We start from the raw sequence: 17004 nt of genomic DNA on the forward strand, positions 1-17004 counted from the left end.
TCGCTTTGGCTGCATCAATCGCGGCCTGTTTTACGTCAAAAAGCTTGACGGCAAGGTTACCGATCTCCCTGCTTTGCGCCTCTGACGCATCTCCTGATGCTGCAATCTGAGCTGCCAGGGCAGCTGCGCTGCGGGCTCCGTTTTTATTTGCTTCTTCAAGAACAGCTATTTCATTACCAAGCCGTTCCATGATTTTTGCTGCATTGCTCGCGTCATCCGCGGTCCTAGCAATCGATTTCCCAGATTTATCAGTAGCTCTCTCAAGACCGGAAAAATTATCAGCAGCTTTCCCTGCGCCATCACCCATTCCATCAAGCGACTCAATGGCTTGCCGTCCAGCCTGAAGTAAAGGGGCTATATCAGCGCTTACTGTATAGACGATGCTACCTGCATCTTTCTCACCTGCCATATCTTTCTCCAAGCATAAAAAAACCCCGCATTCGCGAGGTTTTATTAATGGTCCACTTTCCTTATCGGTATTGAGTAGTTCCGGGATTGGACAATGCGGAATTAACAACAACACCATCCCTGATAAGAACTTCTAAAGTCTTCTTAGTGACGTCAACCTTTGGCTTAGCTGAGAAGACGCGGACAGCTGCATTTGAAGTTACATACTCATAAATCCATTTAACCTCATGATCACCTACGATTTCTTTCTTCATCGGCTCGCCAATGTTCTTAATAAGATCAGCTTCAGTGGTTTTTCCTGGTACTATTTGTGTTGCTTTAGTTTCATCGAAATCACGACCACTGTGGGCAGTACTTCTATACACACATCCACTAAGAACGGAACCAATAAAAATAAGTAAAATTAGTTTTTTCATATCCCTATCCCTCTTGTTTAATTTTCCAAATGGTAGCAGGGATATGATTGCTTACAAGATTAAACATTTTCAGATTTGCTTTTTGCAGCCCTTCTTGCTGCTTGCTTTGCCAAGAAGTCATCAGCAATTGCATCATACTCTTCGCGCGTGAATCCCTTCTGGTCTGGGTATTTAGCCGCCAGTAGCATCTGGAATTCGGTCATCGTCAGCTGCGATGCTTCGGAGCGGCTCATGCCAAAGTGGCTACGTGCGGCGCTAATGTAGTCGAATGCTTTAAACTCTGTCGTGCGTTCGCCTGTTTCATGGCGCTGTAGCTGTCGAACCTTAGCCTTGCCGACAACGCCGTGCTGCATGAGGTGTTGAGCCAGCACGATGATATCGTTCTTCGGCATCTGTCCGGGTCGATAGACGACACAATGCCGCCACCCCTTCCACTCGCCAATCATTGATGTCATATCATCTTCGCAGCAAGCCTGAAGCACATGCATGCATGTTGAGAGCACCTTCTCTGCTGATCTGTTAAATGAAGGTGAAAGCCAGTCAGGTATTCTTCTCAATGTGCCAGTACAGGCTTCAAGTAATTTTGCAACATCACTTCCGTGAATAGTGGCATACGCTCGCACAATCTCTGCAGACGTCCCAATGCGAGTCATCGCCTCGAAAGATGGCCTTAACAGATAGTCTTTGCCTCCATCGCGGCTATCACTGACAGAGAATTCACCAATGTCGATTAATGCAGTCATAGCTCATTCCAGTAAACGGTCATTATCAAGGGCAGCACGCTGCCCTTTGGAATGTCCGTTAGGTAATGGTGACCGTATGCACGGCCACAAAGTTGCCGTCTTCGGTGTTGATGATGATCTGCGCGCTGCCGGTGGCGACGCGCGTCACGGTAACTGTGTTGCCGGAGGCGGTAGCCGTTGCTTTCGCCGCATCGGTAGTCGCTACGGTAAAGTTTTTGTTGGTAGCTCCGGCGGGAGCTATATTCACCGTGAAGGTGCTGGTTCCAGCTGCTGCGCCAGTGCTGGTGGCCGGAGTTACCGTCACACCTGTTACTGCTACAGAAGTCACCTCATTCACTTCAATGGTGCTGGCATCACCAACTTTGAATTCAGTGGAGAACGTAACGATGTCGTTGGTTCCGCCATCAGAACTCAGCGCCGTAATGTTCATGTAGCCAATGAACTCAACAGGGCCGTAGTCCATTCGAACCCAAATACCAGGTTGACGCTTGGCCTTTAGCTCATCAGCAAAATACTTGATGAACTTACCGACTCCGTACTGATCCAACTTATCTTTTTTACGAACTTCCCCCTCGAAACTCAGGGTAAAATCACTGTTGGTAATGATGGTCTCGACGTAACCACCGCCGTCATCCGCATCTGAAGTTACTGAGTTCGGATTGAAGTCAAACCCTTTGGAAGTACCAGCGGCCAGAGACTTCCACTCAGATTCGAGTGGTTTGACATCCGGGCAGCCATCGGCGACCTCCAGCACGACCGCACCGCCGAACAGGCGCTCGTTCGAGTTCTGGCAATTAGCCATGTGAAACTCCTCTTTGACGTATAAAAGAAAACCCGCCGGAGCGGGTTATTTGGTTGGGATGGCTATTCGCCGTAAGTGCAGGCGAACTGGAGTCGGAAGACTATTCGCCCTTCTTCTGTGAGCACCGGCGCTGGGATTGCGCCCATGTTCTGGATGTAGCCGACACACTCGTCAGCCATGGGGTTGGCCTGGACGTAATCAACGATGCGCTGCACGGCGTTGAGCGCGTCTTTGCGCTTGTCCTTCGCGCCTACGACATCAACCAGGACGTGATACTCAGAGCCGAGGTCAGTACGGATATTCGAGCCGCCGTTTGGCCTGAAGACGATTATGGCTTTAGCCAAGTCCTTCGGGTCGTCGTACATCAGCTGCTGCACCGTGAAGCCGGTCGTGAGCCCGGCGTCGACGAACATGTTGCGCACCCGCTCGTGCATCATGGGCGTCATAGCGAAAGCTCCTTGCGCATCACCGCGTCTACGTTATCGCGCTCATCATTCGCGCCTTTGGTCAGGAATTGAGGCTCACCGTGAGGGTCCCAGTAGTTGCCCGTTCCTGTCCCTCCGCCGAACTGCTGACCGGAACGGGTCGTACCAAAGTGCGCGCGCGGCTGACCTTTCAGCTTACCTGACGCCTCATGAACATACGCGGCATAGTTCGCTGAGTAGCCGATGCGCCCGGTAATGAATACTCCGCCAGCGTCGATCTCCCGAAATTGGCTGTTAATCAGCGTGGAGGTGTCGATCGGGGTGTAATAGGCCGCCCGCGCACCGATGAGAATCATCGCCGACTGCAGCGCGCGGATTACCTTTCGCCCCTTCACGTCGTTGATGACATCGTTCAGGTGCTTTTTCGCCTGGCTGATGCCCTTCACTTTGATGCCCATGGCTACACTCCCGTCAGGATGGCGTAATCATCCGCCACTCGCTCGAACGTGTCGGCGTAGCGGATAACCTGCCTCACCTCGTCGGCGCCGGCCACCACCGGGTCGGCTTCGGTCGATACGCCAATCAGCAGGTAATCACCTGCGGCCGCCAGCGCAAACTCCGTCCAGACGGTGTTCTTCACGACGATTTCAGCGCCCAGGCTGGCTAACTTCTTGCTGAGCCCGCCCTCGTAATCGCAGAGGATTTGCTCAGGAGCTGCATAGCCCAGCGGGTCACCTATCTCATCGTTTCCGCCAACCTTGCGCCAGATGGTCGCAGTGGCTGTGTATGACCAGTTCGCTACCGATGACATCATCCCTCCTTCCAGCGCAGCACCTTCGCGCCGGTCGCCCGGATGCGCAGGCAGTTGATGAACCACTCGCCGTCCGATTTCACGTATCCGGTAGTCTCCCGCCCGGTATCGGTCATCACCCAGACACGGACGAATGAACGCGGATGGCGTTCTTTTACGGATATCCATTTCATTTGTTGCCACCACACATACAGCCCCCTTTGCCAATCCAAATGCCGGCGAATGCTGGAGCAGCAGTTGGATCGGCAGGAATCAGCGCGCTGGCGCACCCGTACTTATCCAGACTGCGCAGCAGGTTTACTGATGCCTTCCATCGGTCAGAGAATGACTGGTAACGGAATGATCGGGATGCCCCGCTTGGTGCCGTCTGGCTGGAAATGTATTTATCTCCACTCCCGAGCCCCATCAGCGCTAACAGGTAGAGCTGAATCAGCAAGGCGGTAGATGCCGGGTAATGCGCATCAAGGCATTCCTGAATGCTGTTCGCCTCATCAACGAACGCCTGCAGCACAAAATCGGGAATGGTAATTCCCTGACCTTCCAGATACTCCTTTGCCTGTTCAAGAGTTACCATTATCGACTCCGTGAAATACCCCGCCGGAGCGGGGCATAAAAAAACCGCCTTAGCGGCGGCTGTTATTCAGCAGGGAAAAGCTTTTCGAGTTCGCCATCCGGCAACAGCTCACTGAGCTTTTCAGCGCCCAGGGTGCCTTTGAACTCAATGCCCAGCTCAGTAAGGCGGTCCTGAATAATCTCTTTGCGAGATTTCTCGCCAGTACCGGCACCAGGTGTCGACGGGGTAAGCTCACCACCAGCTTCGCCCTTCATTGCGCGGACGTTAGACTTCAGTGCCGGATGAAGCTCTTTCAACTCGACCACGTCGCCAACCTTCACACCGAACCATGGACGCACAACTTCGTATTTATCCATGCTGTTTCCTTACGCCAGGTTAGCGCCGTAGACAACACCAGACAGGCCCTGATCATCTGCAGTGATTTGCAGGCCTTCAGCAGACATGATCTGGAAGTTGTAGTTAACATTAGGCAGTGGGCGCGGCAGCGGAACAACGCCTACAGCCATACCCACCAGTGGGGAGATCACGTCACGGCGACGAACGTACGCGATAAACTCGTTACCGGAGAACGCGAAGGTTGGTCGAATTTCCTTAACAGGGGCAAATGGCAGGACGGCTTGCAGAACGTTACCACTGATAACACCGTTGACTACATACGGCTTAGCCAGGTTCGCCCAAATCTCGTTAGACACCCACATGACATCATAGGAAGAAACCTTATTAGCACGCGCAGTAGTACCGAACGCACCTTTACCGAAGAACTCAATGATCTGCTCGGTGGTTGCGGTTGTCAGGTCGATGTTCGCGCCACCAGCACCAGATCCGAGGTTAATCTTCTTGGTGTTGCGGTGGTTCTTGATGCCCTGCGCCGGATAGGACTGAACCTGAATTTTTGAATCGCCGTTCAGGTAGTAGTTGACGCGCTTCTGGTTGAACTTACGCATCTTCGCCATCTGCGAGTCCAGCACCAGATCAATTCCCACTGAGTTCAGACCAGCGGCATGACGCCAGTTAACGCCATAACCAGCAGTGAACACCGGAATCGGGTCACCGTCGCTCGCATAGTCAGTGTGATCGAACGAGAACGGCGCTTGGCCATCAATGCTTACTGACACGTCGTCGGCGATGTCGCCTACAACGTTATACAGTTTGGCGGTTTTACCAACCGGCAGCACCGTCTGAACGCCGATCAGGTCGTTCACGATTTCCATGCCAACTTCCTGATCGCGCAGTTGCAGTACCTGGTTATCAATCTCAGCCCAGAAGTCACGGGAGAAACCACCAACTGCGTTACAGGCCAGCATGTCAGGAGTCATGATTTCGCGGTTAGCCGCAATGATGGAATCGTTCTGCCGGTTCCACATGTTGCGGTTTGCCCACAACTCGCTCCAGTGCCCGCCGAGGCGGGAGTTAGTCGCCAGCGTCTCTTTAGAGAAGTACATAAGTGTTTGTCCTTTTGTTACGCGCCAGCTGCGGCGACGGTGCCAACGCGCATGCGCACGCGAATGAAGTCGGTGGTGCTGGCCGCAATGGTGTATTCATCCTGGCTGTAGCCGATCACTGAATCAGTGTCAGAGGTTGCGAGGGTGAACTGACCAGCAGTTCCCAGTTTGATCGGGCTATCTTTCTTATACGCGCCAGGCAGGCAGCGCAGCGCCAACTCTCTGCCTTCTTCGACATAGTTTCCGACGGCAGAATCACCGGCAGGGATTGATTCAGTGATGGTCAAGCCCTGGTGATAACCAACATCGATGATGTACAGTCGGCCAGTTAGCGCAGTGGCCTGAGCAAATTGATCGGATGAGTTAATAGTTGCCGCAGTACCTGGAAGCAACGCGGCTGACGTAGTACGGGTTTCAGTCTTGTACAGAGACTGACCGTCAATATTGACGCGACGATAACGTGCCATTATTCCGGCTCCTTATTTGAAGTATTCAGATGCGGCAGGCGCGCCAGTTTCTTTCGGCAGCTGAGCATTGTTAGCGCCCAGCGGAGCAGCTTCACCCAGCGACTTGAACATTGCGTCCAGGGCATCGCCTGAAAGCGCATTGGCGACGATATCGCCGTGGACTTTCGCTACCGCCTCACGCTTTGCTTTCTCTTCAGCGCGGGAGTTAGCAGTCAGGGTTTCCGCGAGTTTCTGATGATTGGCCTGTAGCGCATCAACCTTTTCTGCAAGAGGCTTAATAGCCGCTTCGGTATTGGTCGCAACAGCCTGGCCGATCATGCTGCCGATTTGTTCCAGTTCTTCTTTGGTTAAAGGCATGTCGCCCTCCGTTTTGTGGTTTGGTGCAGGCTGTTCCTGCGGTGTGAATAGAGATTTGAGTTTATTGGCGACGACGGCCACCCACGACTCCTGTCGTGCAACTGCGGTGCCGGTATCGTCGAAGGTGATAACCCCGCCTTCTGACTTGTAACCAAACACCTCAGCATTGCCGCCGTTACGGATGATTACCGCTTGCGAGTCAGTGAAATCAGCCACCCAGGCATATTCGTTTTCACCTGGTGCAAACTTCGCTTTGGCTGCCCGGTCGAGTCGCTGCTCTCGCTCCCGGTAGGATTCGCCCACCAGCGCGCCAGAGTTAGCTTTTAGCGGCTGTGCCAGGTCGGCGTTAACCATCAGGCCAACGCCCTGCTCAGGGGTAGCGGCTCCAACTTCATGAAGCAGGATCGCGTCATGGTCCATGCTGTGGATTTTTGCTACCCAATCGGCACCTGTTGCGCGCTGCTGTTCATTTGGTTCGAGCTGGTCGAGGAATGCCGCCACGCTGGTGTGAATTGGCGGGACATCTTCACCTCGCTCAATAGCAGCGACACGTTCAAGCAATTCCTTTCCGCCCTCAGACTCGCCGGCGCGGGCCACATCAACCCACTTTTCGAGGTAAATGCGATTACCGGACTTCTTAACGTTACGGTTCCATGCGCCGATATGGCCGGCATTAATCCCTTCAGGAGAAAACGCGGATACGAACTGGCCGTTAACCTGTGGGTGCCCCAGCGGCGCCAGAGTGCCTTCTAGCCCCTGATAGTGGGCATTGATTTCATCTTCCGTGTACAGCCCGCCGTTCATGACGACGTTCGCCGGAAGCGTGTAACTCGGCAGCACCAGATGCTCACGCCCGTTGTACGTTTCGCGTCGGATAGACTGGCTATTCACCTTAGTGGTGATATTGACCTGCATAGGCATAGTTATTTCTCCGCCCAGGCGTAACCGCGCGCCTGCATCGATTTGTATTCCTGTTTGAGTTTCTTGATGGTGTCCGGGTACTCCGGGTTACCGTCCGCATCCACCAGCACCGATTGCTGGCTGCATTTGCAATTGATGGAGTTACCGTCCTTGCTGTACCAGTCACGGACCTCTTCGTTGGTGTAAAGGTGTGCGTGGCGTACTGCGTGGGTATGTCGGGTTGTCGGTGACAGTGCTGAGATGTGAACCAGAAGCGTTTTTAGTCCGTAGAGGTCGTTCGCCTCCTGATCTTCATCCCATTTAGCCCGACGCAGTGCTGTAGTCACTTCGGTGCGAGCTATCCGGTTCGCCCGACGTTTTTCGATGCCAGTCTGTGCGGTAAGGTTCCTGGCGATATCCAGCGGGTTAAGCCCTCGCCCTACACCATCAGTCAGCACGCGAGCCATATCGCGCTTCACTTCTGCACTCAGGCCTTTCATTTCCTCAAACACACGCGCATGCACCAGCGCCATGCGTTGCTGGTATGGGTCACTTGCGAGGATTGAGGCCAGTGACTCACGCCCGGCGGCATACACAGGCGACTGCTGGCTAAGGTTGTAGAATGACTGGCCTGTGCCTTTCTCTGACGCCAAATCGACATACTCGTAAAACCACAGGTCGTACTCGTTCCCATCCAGCAGCACCTGATCTACCAGATAACTGGCATCATTCAGGATGATTGAGAGTAATGTTGGGTTTAGCTGGTATTCGTATCTGGCGTTTACTGCGAGGGAGGAAGGTATTTTGTCGAGTGCTGATTTGTACGCTTTGCCAATCTTATTCATCCGCCTGGCGAAATCTTTCATTGCCCTGCGTTCGAGCGTATCGGCTCCCGTCGGATCCTGATAGTTACGCGGTAGAATCGGTGGCTTCGTTTTCTTCGTTGCCATCCTCTTCTCCTAATGGAAATTCATCAACGTTTTCATAACCCGCTGCCGTACGAATCTCTTCACGACTGAACGCTGGATTCTCTCCGCTGCCCTGGAACGTCTGGTTAATCTCTGCCATGGTTTTGGCATTGGCGAGCTTCTCAGTTCCAGTTTGCTCGTTTAGGTCATCCCAGATAACCGTCTTCTCGCTGACAGCATCAATGATTTTTAGGTCGATGAGCTTGTCACTGAAGTCTTCAATTTCGAATGACAGGTCACCGCGGCGTGACTGGCAGCGAGCATTCATATACTTCTGATCTTCAGTGCTCGCCCTTTCGCCAGTTTGCATCCCCACCAGAATTTTCACCGGCTCATCGACAGAAGCGGCAAAGGTTTGCAGGTTGACGTTATAGGTAGGGTCAGGATCTGAAACTGCCGACACCATCGACGTTACCTGGGCACCCTGAGTAATCAGAAGAACGTCATTACCGATGTTTAACTCTCTGGCAGCATCGTTATATCTCTCCTGAAGTTCATCAACAGATACGCCGTACAAAGAAGCAAGGTTGTTGAAATCAACGTCTTTGTCGAAATTAATGCTCTGCTTATTAGCGGCGTTCTTCAGGAATGCCTCACCTGACCCGCCTTCAACCTTCTCTAGGCTGACGCAGGCGTTATAGCCAGGTTCAAGGAAGCCAATGGCATCGTTAGAATAATCACCAAGGATGAAAACGCGATCGGGATGTACAAAACGCTGATTTGTCCCTCCATTTGGCAGACTCTCAACGTATTTCCACTGCTTTGGCTGCCCGTAGTCTGCCGAATTTTCGTCAGTGACCCAATGACTGACAGTTAACGAACCGGCCCATGCGATCGTTACCTTTTTGAGTGACTTCCCGCGAACAACCGGCTGATCCCATTTTCTGGAATCGTTGATGTGAAGCAGGATTCCAGCATAGCGACCGACCAAACGACGGCGGTCCGCTTCAGCAAAAGCGCGCCAGAGTCGTTTAGTGAAAACCTTTTTGGCGCTCTTCTCCCAAGGGGTTTCATCCTTGCTCTCGTCAGCGTCGTCACCCTCAATGAGTTCCGGGTTCGTCTGCCAGCACTTGCCCACTAACTTTTCAACGGCTCCATGAGCAATACCACCTCGGCGGTACAGGGCATAAAGGTTTTCGTAGGTTACCTGTTCAGGGAAGCCATACTCACACCATGCAGAATGGCGCTTATTGTCCAGCCCCATTGTAGGCGCCATCAGCCCCATACGGGCGCGCGCCATTCGCGCATCGTTCAACGCATGGTTGACGGCGAGAGTTAATTTGTCAGTCATGGTTTGTCCGTAGTTGGATTATCTGCCCTGAAGGCGTTTTGGAATCATCATTCCCATCGACTGAGGTTTACGTTTGATATACCCGTCCAGACCGTACCGGACACCATCCCAACAGTGGTTGTTTTTGTCCTCAATAACTGGCAAGACTTCGCCAGTGATCCGGTCCGTTTTGTACGAGTAAAGCCGAGCCTCTTTCGCTGTCTCTTTGCAGCGTGGATGAATGAAGATTTTCTTAAAGCCACGTAGACAGGTAATGCCATCCTCAACGCTGCCCTGCCATTTCTGAGCTGCTGAGATATTGAATCCCTGTCCCTTGATATGGCTGATAGTTTCAGGTCTGGAATTATCAGCTTTGATAGGCCATTTTCGAGCCTCGGGTATGCCGGGGAATTTCGCCTCGTCAGTAACCTTCCAGTCTTCAAGTTGTTTCGGTGTGGCATCGGTTTTGCCAGCGTAGAACTTCCACATATCGTCAAGCTCTACCCCGTTGCCGTAGGCCTCGTATTCGATGTAGAGGTTGTTATCCAGAATGAACATGCGAATAAGCGTGCTCGGGTCTTTTGCGAAGCCGAAGTCAGCACCAAATAGCAGGCGTTCTGATTTCTTCCAGAGGTCATCTTCGAAACTCTGCACGACGTATTTATTCGCCAGCACCTGTTTATCTGAGTTCTCCAGATAGGCGCCTTCCCAAATCCACGCATAATCGGCGTAGTCGAGGTTTTCCAGATCTTCGAGGCGCTCTTCTTCTAGTACATCCGGGAACCATGGATTGTCGCTGTAATTCATTTCGACAATCATCGAGCTTTTCGGCGGGTTCTTTCTGAAGAGCTTGTCAGTGGCGCTGCCGTCTTTCTCCGGGTTCCAGGTCACCCAGATTTCAGAGCCATTTTCTCGCACAGTCGGGCGCAGCTTCTTCCAGGCAGTCGCCGATACCGACTCAGCCTCATCTACCCATGCAACCAGAATGCGCGCCTTTGACTTAATACTGTCGAGGTTGTGACGCAAGCCGCAGAAGACGTAGCTGACGTTGCGGTTTTTGGTGCGGATGTATTTTTCGCCGATATCGAAGTAATCATCCAGCCAGGGAACAGACCGGATCGCCTGTTTTACTTCCTCCATTGATGACTCTTCGAGGGAGTTCATAAACTCGCGAGCACAGAGAATGACGCCGCTTAATCCACTCTCTGCTGCCTGATACGCTTTAACCGCGCTCATCAGCGCGAATGTGCGCGTCTTTGCGGAACCGCGGCCACCATGAGCGCCGCGATAGCGAATGCCCTCTGTCGCGAATACAGGAACAAGTTTCGCCGGGATTTGCAGGTCAACCTGATTTTCCATTAGTTGGCTCTACTCCTACCAGTCTGATCGTCGTTGGCCGCGGCGTCATGCTTCCGTCAGGGCTGGTGTGCTCGACCTTCTGCTTGTTGCTGTAAGCTTCACCTACCTCCTTCGCTGCCTGCTCCAGTAGCTGAGCCGTCATGCCAATGTTCTTCATGTTTTCGGCAGTCATGGACATTCGCTGCAGGACGCGCAGGCGATAGGCTTTGTTCGCGATCGGGATATCGGAGATTTCATTCAGGAATCGTTCGCGGGTAGCATTGAAGAGGTCAACCCACTTTTTAGCCAGCCTCTTGCCGCTTACCTTCGTTGGATCATGCGATTCAACTTGCTGAGGTGTGACCTTTAATCCGTAATCTTTTTGGATAGACTCGACAACAATTGACAGGCTGTCATAGCACGCAAGCATTTGAACGATGGCGGCTTTCACTTCAGGTTTTAGTGCAGCCATAGATAACCATCCTTCCAAAGCATTCCAAAATTAAGCCAGTTTCAGCATGCAAGTCCCGCACGCCCTGACAACATCGAGATGAGCAACCTCCGCGGGCTTGTTTGCCGCATCAACCATTTCCTGCACATCCTTACTGGCACCGTAACGCCTGACCACACCAACAAACTCTTCGACATCGTGTCCGCGCAGAGTAAGAACTGGCTGCCCGGTCTCTTTGTTGAACTTTGGCGCGCCGAAATCATCGGTAGCCTGGGCTATGTGGTAAAGCTCATGCTCCACCAGCGCGCAAAATTCAAGGTCACTGCACTGTGAGCAGTAATCGGCCGCCAGCGTGATGATGAACTTCGGTATGCGCCCGAACCATTCATGCATCTGCTGTTCCATTCTGGCTTTCTGCCAACCGCCGGCGCGAAGCATTACCTGTTCGGCCTGACCGAGAACATAACGCCCTTTCTTCGCGAAAGAATCAGACGCCCACATAAAGCAGAGGTCAGCATCGAGAAGATGCCCATGGTCTGGGTTATAGATGCTTCCGGTGTCGATGAGTATTTGCCTGTTAACCCACTCATGCACTTCGTTGGCAGGAATGAGCCTGGTGTATGGCTGCCAGTTATCGGAGCCGATGAAGTTAACCGGAGGATATGGCCTGCGCTCATCATCGTTCGCCATTGGGTACTCCGTTATTTCTTTGCAGTTTCATGTTTCAACTTCTGGCTGATGCCATACTTCACAATGAATGCAGATACCTTTACGTAATCAGGCTCTCGCTGAACAATCTGGCAGAATAACGTCAGCGTTTTTAGATATAGCGGCAGCCACCAGCGGCTTTTTACTTCGACTGAAAGCGTGCATATCGTCATGGGCTGTCACCGGGTAGCGTTTAGATTCGGGCAGTTGGCCAGCACCGATTTGTTGTGCGCCAGTATGTCGCGCTTGGTCTGCTTATCCAGCACATCGATATCGTGGTCTGTCAGGTAGATAATTCGTACCCAACTGCAGGCCGTATCAACCACCACCGGGGCGGGTAAACTTTTCGCGCAGCTCCCGATCAACATCGTCATCAGGCATATGGCTAACAGTCTGCTGTACATTGCTGGCCTCTCTGGTGGCTTCCTCTTTCCGTTCAGCTGCTGCGACGCTAGCAGCGGCTTTCTCTTCAGTGCGTTCTTTATCAGATTCGGTTTTGGCGATTTCACGTCCTCGCATCCGACCGAACCCAAACGCGCCAAGCACCAGGATTGCAGTTGTGGCAATAAACACCAGGATGGCTTTGAGTTTTGTCATAGCTTTACGCGCTCTTTCACCCAGCCATAGACAAATGACTCGTTTGCCGGCCGACCTTCTGCCAGTTCGAGGTAACGCTGGCCCTGACTGCAATTCAGTGCGCGAAGCATTACCTCTTCACCATCTTTCCCTCTCGCTGCCAGATATGACTTCAGGGCGCTTATGCTACGCGGTCCAATTTGTCCATCTGCAACCAAGTCAGGGTAGAGCTTTTGCTGATTGTTGAAGGCATTCAACCAACGCTGTAACCATTTCACTGGGACTGATGGCCCCATGTTTACGCCGGTATCACAAAGTTCTGCAGCGATTGCTGAAGAAACCGATGCAACCTGGTCAAATCGTGGGTCGTACCAGTAATCCGCTTCAAGGATGCTTAGCGCTTGTTCGCGGGTGAGGTTACGCATATCTCCGGCATAGCCATGAGCCCGTGCTGTGGCTTGGGTAATTCCCCAGTTCGTCGGTCCACCCTTGTCGTTTGGGTGATCGACATATCCGCCCTCTTTACCAAGAATGGCATCGAAAATATTGTCTTTAGTCACTGACTCACCTTCACCACTTTTGCAAGGTTCCCGTCCGCGCGCCAGACTGCGATGCAGACACCAATATTCAGGAATAACTCACCGGGATCGACCTGCAAATACTTCCCGAAAAGAATGCTGAAGGCTATGTAGCCAGCAGACAGGATTATCAGGTATGCCATGACCGCGACGGCCGGGCGATGACGCCTTCCCGATTTACTAAAGAACATCAGCCTCACTACGATGAGCACGCAAACAATGGCGTTCACATCCAGAAAGATGGTTTGCCATGTCATTTGTCTTCCTCCTCCAGCCCTGGCATCTTCACGCTTTTTGACTTTGCGAGAATACGCAGCAGAACTGCCACGGAAATGGAAGCAGCCACCAGCGCGCCGATATTAGGTGATACTTCTATCACTACTGGCGGCTGCAAAAAGCTGAGAGCTGCGTTGATCAAACCGGCCAGGATTTTCGCCATCGATGTCGAGAAGAAAACGCCGCCCATGAATGAAATCACAGCAAACAGGAACTGCTTCCAAAGTTGATGAGGTTCTGAGGTCAGCACATACATTGCTGCCCCGGCAAGTGCGCATAACATTACGCCGGGCGTCGCCTCCGGGAACATAGAGGCGAACGTCACACCGACGGTTGCGGATGCAACTCCGCCTGCAATGGTTAATGGCTCAGACATAGTTATTCCGTGTGTAGAGGCATGCCACCAGATAAATTCTGATGGTCAAAATAGAAAAGCCCGCGGGAAGCGGGCAAGGATAGCGAGCAATTAAACGGCTCTCTGACCGTAATGATCCCTGGGTAGCGGGATTTGTTTGCGCCGGGTTTACTTCAGACGAAAAAAAAGCCCCGGTGTTTTACCGAGGCTTTTAGTGATTCATTAAACGTTGAGCAGAATTTCCCATCGTTGGTGTGAGATTAGTCCTTTTTATTCAAACATGCAAGACCTTGCATCTAAATTATGAGAAATACCCAACAAAATGAATTTATCGTGTTACGTTTTTTAATTCTGCATCGGCTTGTGATTCTTCAGCATGGCAGCGAGTGACCAACAACTCATAGAGCGGTTTAAAATTGCGGGACCATGTCGGCTGGCTTATTTCCATCACATCAGAACACAGCGCCTTACGCACGTTTTCTGCGGGGATGCGAGCATAGCCGCGGCCAGAACATTTCCCGCACTCCTTCATCACCGGGACGCCCTGCAGTTGGCTTTCTTTCTGATCAACCACTTTCCCCTTTCCATGACAGCGGCATGCGTTACTGATAACGCCCTTTCCGTTGCAGGCCGAGCACAACACACGCACCCCTTCACGTACTGATTTCCACTCCTCCCAGTAGGAAGGGAAAACACCTTTGGTAATGGCCGCCCATTTTGGTGGTTTTCCATCCGGGTAATGAACCTTGGTTGTGAAGACCTCAGCATCAATGAAACCAGCACCATTACAGCAGGTACACTGACGCACGCTTGCCGCGCTTCTGGCATAATCCTGGTATGCAAAAGCACACATGATTTCGAGTACCCGGCGGCGAGTATTCTCATTGAGTTGGGTGACTGCTTTGAACTCTCTGGATATTTCAATAGAAGCATTAAAGAGGGCCTCAATGGCAGGCTCCGGGCTGCTGATGCCAATCTTTGCCAGGTAAAGATCGAAACCAAAGCCACACTTAGCTTTAACCAGCCCAAGAGCGGCCATCACATCCGTTCCGGTAAGTGAATCAGATGCGGTCGCGCGCGGGGAATCGCTGAACATTGGTGATTTAGGCGCAAAGTATTTAGCGATGGATTCAAGGTTCATGCTATTTCTCCCAGAGACTGATAAATGCGGACAAAGTTTTTCAAAATTCGATAATCGGTCATTACTGTTCCGCGGTGCCGGCAGAGGCGGAGCTTGTGCCAGCGGTCGCGGATGCGTTCGATAACGTCACGGCTCATGCGGCCTCCCGTTGTTTTATTAGCGCACGGCGTAGCGCGCTGTAATGGCGCCTGATGCCTTCCAGTTCTTCGATGGTGTATCGGTGAGGGGTGTTGTTGTTTTCCAGCGCCTCGACGCGCTCAGCACCGATTTTCTCTACCAGGCCAAGGCGGTACTGCTGCTGGTTTCCTGACATCTGCACGTTGCAGTGATGGCACTGCTTGTGAATGTTGTCCTCGTTGTAGCGCAGGTGCGATGCTTTACCGCGGGAACGGTAATGACCGGCTTCCCATTGCACCGTATCGAACGTGCCGCAGCTGATGCACGGCAGGTCGTGGTCACGTTCGCGGATAAAGTCATTAACGACACGTTGGGTCATATCCTCCCAGTGCCTGAGAGGTTTCACCGCGGCCTTGCGTTTGCGCCATTCGGCGCGCTCTTTCTTCGCTTTCGCATGCGCCTGCTTTTCGCGTTTCTTCTCAAGTTCCTTCATGGCATATTCAGCGCCATGCTCAGGGCAGCACCAACGATGGTTTTCGAATGCTGGGGTGAATTTAGCCCGGCAGATTTTGCAGCGGCGCTGGGGTTTCTTAGCCACGCTTCCCCCTTGCCGCCAGGCGCAGCCATTTCTTATCAACGAGACCGGCGGTATATCCGAGCAGTGTTGGTATTTCTGATGGGCTTGGTTCCTGCTTGCGCTTGCTACGTGTCCTCACCTTAAAGATGTGATCATTCATGACGCGAGCCATTTGGTTAACCATGCTGCTCACCCCACTCTTTAGCCCATTCGATTTCGAGGCGGGATTTCTCGCTGAACTTGACGCCCTGCTGTGTGCCGAACCAGTAGATAGCCTCAATGACCTCTACCATCTGGCGAACGGTCATCTTGCTGGTACGCTGACCAAACATCACAACGCCGCCATCAAGTCCGGGCGCCATTCTTTGTTCTTGTTTTTTGGCCTTAGCTACCATCGCCGTGATGAGATCTTTCCAGTCGTCGGAATCGTATTTGTTCTCGAACCAGGTAACCTGGTCAGACAGGTCTTTAAGGAGTGGCCACATCTTGCGATTCTGATCCAGCGTGCGAGTCATCTCTTTGATGTCGAGAATTAGTGGCCGCTTCTGGTCAACCGGTAAAGTGCGGATGAAGTTGATAGCGTTCTGCTTAACGCTTTCGTTGACGAGGTGGAATTGTTGCTTCACGCTTCACCTCCTGAGAGATAAAACGCAGAATGCAGAAAATCGCAGGTGCATTTCTGCATCTGTGACTGGTTGAAAGGTGTTCTGATTGTCGTTTGCACTTTGAGTCCCCTCAAAGCGCAGAAGTCACCGGAGTTGTTCAGGCTCCGATGACATGATTATGGCTGGTTGATAACGGAAAATCAAAACTACTTTTTGGCGTTCTGCTCGGCCATTTCGATGTAGCGCGGATCAGAAGCGCGAGGAAGTTTGATGCTCTGCTCGCGGTAGTAGCGAACTCGTTCCATAAAGTACTCCCGGAGGTGCTCCGGCTGTTCTCTGGCAACCTGCTCTGCTATCACAGGCATGTTCAGGCGCTCTTTGTAGGCGACGCCGGATGCCGCTAGATCGACGTTGACCTTGTCTTGTTCGTCTTTCGGCTTGGCTGCAATGTTCCACTGTGACATTTTTATTTGCTCCTGATTGACAGCTCGCCAGCAAAATATAGAATCGTAGGTCCAGTGTATTAGAGTATGCGAGCTGTGTCGCTAAGGAGGTAAGCCTTGACCCAGTTTTTGAACTTACCCGCGATATCTGTTAATTAGTTTTTTGGCTGGTTAACGAAGATAGTCACCCCGGGCATATATCGAAACCATTATCTACGGATAAAGGATAAGCGGTGACTGAGGGGAAACCCAGATC

28 protein-coding genes and 1 pseudogene are annotated in these 17004 nt (G+C 52.2%); all 29 read right to left on the bottom strand.

Features of this window, described 5'->3' with window-relative positions:
* Positions 1–470: 470 nt before the first annotated feature.
* Positions 471–824 (bottom strand): hypothetical protein, encoded by a 354-nt coding sequence (locus tag ABLV66_RS14730; protein ID WP_063410434.1) that lies wholly within the window; start codon positions 822–824, stop codon positions 471–473.
* 59 nt (positions 825–883) lie between these two features.
* Entirely contained in the window at positions 884–1567 is a 684-nt protein-coding gene (locus ABLV66_RS14735; protein ID WP_348877096.1) for a DUF6246 family protein, read from the bottom strand.
* A 58-nt stretch (positions 1568–1625) separates the two neighbouring features.
* Positions 1626–2369, bottom strand: coding sequence for an Ig-like domain-containing protein (locus ABLV66_RS14740; protein ID WP_348877097.1), 744 nt, complete (start codon positions 2367–2369; stop codon positions 1626–1628).
* Positions 2370–2431: 62 nt separating this feature from the next.
* A complete protein-coding gene (locus ABLV66_RS14745) occupies positions 2432–2815 on the bottom strand; it encodes a phage tail termination protein (RefSeq protein ID WP_047746632.1) in 384 nt (127 codons plus the stop codon).
* A complete protein-coding gene (locus ABLV66_RS14750) occupies positions 2812–3252 on the bottom strand; it encodes a hypothetical protein (protein WP_032646322.1) in 441 nt (146 codons plus the stop codon). Before ABLV66_RS14750 ends, ABLV66_RS14745 begins: the two co-directional genes overlap by 4 nt.
* A 2-nt stretch (positions 3253–3254) precedes the next feature.
* Entirely contained in the window at positions 3255–3605 is a 351-nt protein-coding gene (locus tag ABLV66_RS14755; RefSeq protein ID WP_203069844.1) for a hypothetical protein, read from the bottom strand.
* The gene (locus ABLV66_RS14760; RefSeq protein ID WP_348877098.1) at positions 3605–3778 is read right to left on the bottom strand and encodes a hypothetical protein; all 174 of its coding nucleotides are present in this window, start codon (positions 3776–3778) and stop codon (positions 3605–3607) included. Before ABLV66_RS14760 ends, ABLV66_RS14755 begins: the two co-directional genes overlap by 1 nt.
* Positions 3775–4179, bottom strand: a complete 405-nt coding sequence (locus ABLV66_RS14765; protein ID WP_040239892.1) for a DUF7370 family protein — start codon at positions 4177–4179, stop codon at positions 3775–3777. The genes ABLV66_RS14760 and ABLV66_RS14765 overlap by 4 nt, the downstream gene beginning before the upstream one ends.
* A 62-nt stretch (positions 4180–4241) precedes the next feature.
* Positions 4242–4535, bottom strand: coding sequence for a hypothetical protein (locus ABLV66_RS14770; RefSeq protein WP_348877099.1), 294 nt, complete (start codon positions 4533–4535; stop codon positions 4242–4244).
* Between the two features lie 9 nt (positions 4536–4544).
* Positions 4545–5621, bottom strand: a complete 1077-nt coding sequence (locus ABLV66_RS14775) for a major capsid protein (protein ID WP_348877100.1) — start codon at positions 5619–5621, stop codon at positions 4545–4547.
* Positions 5622–5638: 17 nt separating this feature from the next.
* The gene (locus tag ABLV66_RS14780) at positions 5639–6088 is read right to left on the bottom strand and encodes a gp53 minor capsid family protein (RefSeq protein WP_059290652.1); all 450 of its coding nucleotides are present in this window, start codon (positions 6086–6088) and stop codon (positions 5639–5641) included.
* Positions 6089–6100: 12 nt separating this feature from the next.
* On the bottom strand, positions 6101–7366 hold the full coding sequence (locus ABLV66_RS14785; RefSeq protein WP_348877101.1) for a hypothetical protein: 1266 nt from the start codon (positions 7364–7366) through the stop codon (positions 6101–6103).
* 2 nt (positions 7367–7368) lie between these two features.
* Positions 7369–8295, bottom strand: coding sequence for a phage minor head protein (locus ABLV66_RS14790; RefSeq protein WP_348877102.1), 927 nt, complete (start codon positions 8293–8295; stop codon positions 7369–7371).
* Positions 8255–9604, bottom strand: coding sequence for an anti-CBASS protein Acb1 family protein (locus tag ABLV66_RS14795; protein ID WP_348877103.1), 1350 nt, complete (start codon positions 9602–9604; stop codon positions 8255–8257). Before ABLV66_RS14795 ends, ABLV66_RS14790 begins: the two co-directional genes overlap by 41 nt.
* An 18-nt stretch (positions 9605–9622) precedes the next feature.
* A complete protein-coding gene (locus ABLV66_RS14800; RefSeq protein ID WP_348877104.1) occupies positions 9623–10942 on the bottom strand; it encodes a PBSX family phage terminase large subunit in 1320 nt (439 codons plus the stop codon).
* Positions 10926–11393 carry a DUF2280 domain-containing protein gene (locus ABLV66_RS14805; protein WP_348877105.1) on the bottom strand — a complete coding sequence of 156 codons (468 nt, stop codon included), beginning with the start codon at positions 11391–11393 and terminating at the stop codon, positions 10926–10928. The genes ABLV66_RS14800 and ABLV66_RS14805 overlap by 17 nt, the downstream gene beginning before the upstream one ends.
* Positions 11394–11423: 30 nt before the next feature.
* Positions 11424–12062 (bottom strand): putative metallopeptidase, encoded by a 639-nt coding sequence (locus ABLV66_RS14810; RefSeq protein ID WP_348877106.1) that lies wholly within the window; start codon positions 12060–12062, stop codon positions 11424–11426.
* A 197-nt stretch (positions 12063–12259) separates the two neighbouring features.
* Positions 12260–12448: a hypothetical protein gene (locus ABLV66_RS14815; protein WP_285198693.1), complete on the bottom strand. Its 189-nt coding sequence runs from the start codon at positions 12446–12448 to the stop codon at positions 12260–12262.
* On the bottom strand, positions 12399–12677 hold the full coding sequence (locus ABLV66_RS14820; protein ID WP_348877107.1) for a hypothetical protein: 279 nt from the start codon (positions 12675–12677) through the stop codon (positions 12399–12401). The genes ABLV66_RS14815 and ABLV66_RS14820 overlap by 50 nt, the downstream gene beginning before the upstream one ends.
* On the bottom strand, positions 12674–13216 hold the full coding sequence (locus ABLV66_RS14825) for a glycoside hydrolase family 108 protein (protein ID WP_348877108.1): 543 nt from the start codon (positions 13214–13216) through the stop codon (positions 12674–12676). Before ABLV66_RS14825 ends, ABLV66_RS14820 begins: the two co-directional genes overlap by 4 nt.
* On the bottom strand, positions 13213–13491 hold the full coding sequence (locus tag ABLV66_RS14830; RefSeq protein WP_047063138.1) for a phage holin family protein: 279 nt from the start codon (positions 13489–13491) through the stop codon (positions 13213–13215). Before ABLV66_RS14830 ends, ABLV66_RS14825 begins: the two co-directional genes overlap by 4 nt.
* Positions 13488–13886, bottom strand: coding sequence for a putative holin (locus ABLV66_RS14835; protein ID WP_047063140.1), 399 nt, complete (start codon positions 13884–13886; stop codon positions 13488–13490). Before ABLV66_RS14835 ends, ABLV66_RS14830 begins: the two co-directional genes overlap by 4 nt.
* Before the next feature lie 307 nt (positions 13887–14193).
* Positions 14194–15006 (bottom strand): antitermination protein Q, encoded by an 813-nt coding sequence (locus ABLV66_RS14840; RefSeq protein WP_348877109.1) that lies wholly within the window; start codon positions 15004–15006, stop codon positions 14194–14196.
* The gene (locus ABLV66_RS14845) at positions 15003–15143 is read right to left on the bottom strand and encodes a YlcG family protein (RefSeq protein ID WP_348877110.1); all 141 of its coding nucleotides are present in this window, start codon (positions 15141–15143) and stop codon (positions 15003–15005) included. The genes ABLV66_RS14840 and ABLV66_RS14845 overlap by 4 nt, the downstream gene beginning before the upstream one ends.
* Positions 15140–15721, bottom strand: a complete 582-nt coding sequence (locus ABLV66_RS14850) for a recombination protein NinG (protein WP_348877111.1) — start codon at positions 15719–15721, stop codon at positions 15140–15142. Before ABLV66_RS14850 ends, ABLV66_RS14845 begins: the two co-directional genes overlap by 4 nt.
* On the bottom strand, positions 15714–15884 hold the full coding sequence (locus tag ABLV66_RS14855) for a NinE family protein (protein WP_348877112.1): 171 nt from the start codon (positions 15882–15884) through the stop codon (positions 15714–15716). Before ABLV66_RS14855 ends, ABLV66_RS14850 begins: the two co-directional genes overlap by 8 nt.
* The gene (locus ABLV66_RS14860; RefSeq protein ID WP_348877113.1) at positions 15877–16326 is read right to left on the bottom strand and encodes a recombination protein NinB; all 450 of its coding nucleotides are present in this window, start codon (positions 16324–16326) and stop codon (positions 15877–15879) included. Before ABLV66_RS14860 ends, ABLV66_RS14855 begins: the two co-directional genes overlap by 8 nt.
* Positions 16323–16391: pseudogene (locus tag ABLV66_RS14865) on the bottom strand (hypothetical protein); the annotation flags it as partial. The gene ABLV66_RS14860 and the pseudogene ABLV66_RS14865, both read right to left, overlap by 4 nt.
* Positions 16392–16511: 120 nt before the next feature.
* Positions 16512–16769, bottom strand: coding sequence for a DNA polymerase III subunit theta (locus ABLV66_RS14870; protein ID WP_348877114.1), 258 nt, complete (start codon positions 16767–16769; stop codon positions 16512–16514).
* Positions 16770–17004 lie beyond the last annotated feature (235 nt).

The organism is Klebsiella sp. CN_Kp073 (genome assembly GCF_040065495.2).
GTDB classification, from domain to species: domain Bacteria; phylum Pseudomonadota; class Gammaproteobacteria; order Enterobacterales; family Enterobacteriaceae; genus Klebsiella; species Klebsiella aerogenes.

Excerpts from the sequence above, each read along its gene's own strand:
- ABLV66_RS14820 (WP_348877107.1), bottom strand. The coding sequence starts at position 12,677 with ATGACAAAACTCAAAGCCATCCTGGTGTTTATTGCCACAACTGCAATC.
- ABLV66_RS14840 (WP_348877109.1), bottom strand. The coding sequence starts at position 15,006 with ATGAACCTTGAATCCATCGCTAAATACTTTGCGCCTAAATCACCAATG.
- ABLV66_RS14770 (WP_348877099.1), bottom strand. The coding sequence starts at position 4,535 with ATGGATAAATACGAAGTTGTGCGTCCATGGTTCGGTGTGAAGGTTGGC.
- ABLV66_RS14835 (WP_047063140.1), bottom strand. The coding sequence starts at position 13,886 with ATGTCTGAGCCATTAACCATTGCAGGCGGAGTTGCATCCGCAACCGTC.
- ABLV66_RS14810 (WP_348877106.1), bottom strand. The coding sequence starts at position 12,062 with ATGGCGAACGATGATGAGCGCAGGCCATATCCTCCGGTTAACTTCATC.
- ABLV66_RS14740 (WP_348877097.1), bottom strand. The coding sequence starts at position 2,369 with ATGGCTAATTGCCAGAACTCGAACGAGCGCCTGTTCGGCGGTGCGGTC.
- ABLV66_RS14870 (WP_348877114.1), bottom strand. The coding sequence starts at position 16,769 with ATGTCACAGTGGAACATTGCAGCCAAGCCGAAAGACGAACAAGACAAG.
- ABLV66_RS14745 (WP_047746632.1), bottom strand. The coding sequence starts at position 2,815 with ATGACGCCCATGATGCACGAGCGGGTGCGCAACATGTTCGTCGACGCC.
- ABLV66_RS14785 (WP_348877101.1), bottom strand. The coding sequence starts at position 7,366 with ATGCCTATGCAGGTCAATATCACCACTAAGGTGAATAGCCAGTCTATC.
- ABLV66_RS14730 (WP_063410434.1), bottom strand. The coding sequence starts at position 824 with ATGAAAAAACTAATTTTACTTATTTTTATTGGTTCCGTTCTTAGTGGA.
- ABLV66_RS14800 (WP_348877104.1), bottom strand. The coding sequence starts at position 10,942 with ATGGAAAATCAGGTTGACCTGCAAATCCCGGCGAAACTTGTTCCTGTA.
- ABLV66_RS14775 (WP_348877100.1), bottom strand. The coding sequence starts at position 5,621 with ATGTACTTCTCTAAAGAGACGCTGGCGACTAACTCCCGCCTCGGCGGG.
- ABLV66_RS14755 (WP_203069844.1), bottom strand. The coding sequence starts at position 3,605 with ATGTCATCGGTAGCGAACTGGTCATACACAGCCACTGCGACCATCTGG.
- ABLV66_RS14815 (WP_285198693.1), bottom strand. The coding sequence starts at position 12,448 with ATGTTGATCGGGAGCTGCGCGAAAAGTTTACCCGCCCCGGTGGTGGTT.
- ABLV66_RS14760 (WP_348877098.1), bottom strand. The coding sequence starts at position 3,778 with ATGAAATGGATATCCGTAAAAGAACGCCATCCGCGTTCATTCGTCCGT.
- ABLV66_RS14780 (WP_059290652.1), bottom strand. The coding sequence starts at position 6,088 with ATGGCACGTTATCGTCGCGTCAATATTGACGGTCAGTCTCTGTACAAG.
- ABLV66_RS14790 (WP_348877102.1), bottom strand. The coding sequence starts at position 8,295 with ATGGCAACGAAGAAAACGAAGCCACCGATTCTACCGCGTAACTATCAG.
- ABLV66_RS14735 (WP_348877096.1), bottom strand. The coding sequence starts at position 1,567 with ATGACTGCATTAATCGACATTGGTGAATTCTCTGTCAGTGATAGCCGC.
- ABLV66_RS14855 (WP_348877112.1), bottom strand. The coding sequence starts at position 15,884 with ATGGTTAACCAAATGGCTCGCGTCATGAATGATCACATCTTTAAGGTG.
- ABLV66_RS14830 (WP_047063138.1), bottom strand. The coding sequence starts at position 13,491 with ATGACATGGCAAACCATCTTTCTGGATGTGAACGCCATTGTTTGCGTG.
- ABLV66_RS14845 (WP_348877110.1), bottom strand. The coding sequence starts at position 15,143 with ATGAGCCGTGACGTTATCGAACGCATCCGCGACCGCTGGCACAAGCTC.
- ABLV66_RS14750 (WP_032646322.1), bottom strand. The coding sequence starts at position 3,252 with ATGGGCATCAAAGTGAAGGGCATCAGCCAGGCGAAAAAGCACCTGAAC.
- ABLV66_RS14795 (WP_348877103.1), bottom strand. The coding sequence starts at position 9,604 with ATGACTGACAAATTAACTCTCGCCGTCAACCATGCGTTGAACGATGCG.
- ABLV66_RS14765 (WP_040239892.1), bottom strand. The coding sequence starts at position 4,179 with ATGGTAACTCTTGAACAGGCAAAGGAGTATCTGGAAGGTCAGGGAATT.
- ABLV66_RS14805 (WP_348877105.1), bottom strand. The coding sequence starts at position 11,393 with ATGGCTGCACTAAAACCTGAAGTGAAAGCCGCCATCGTTCAAATGCTT.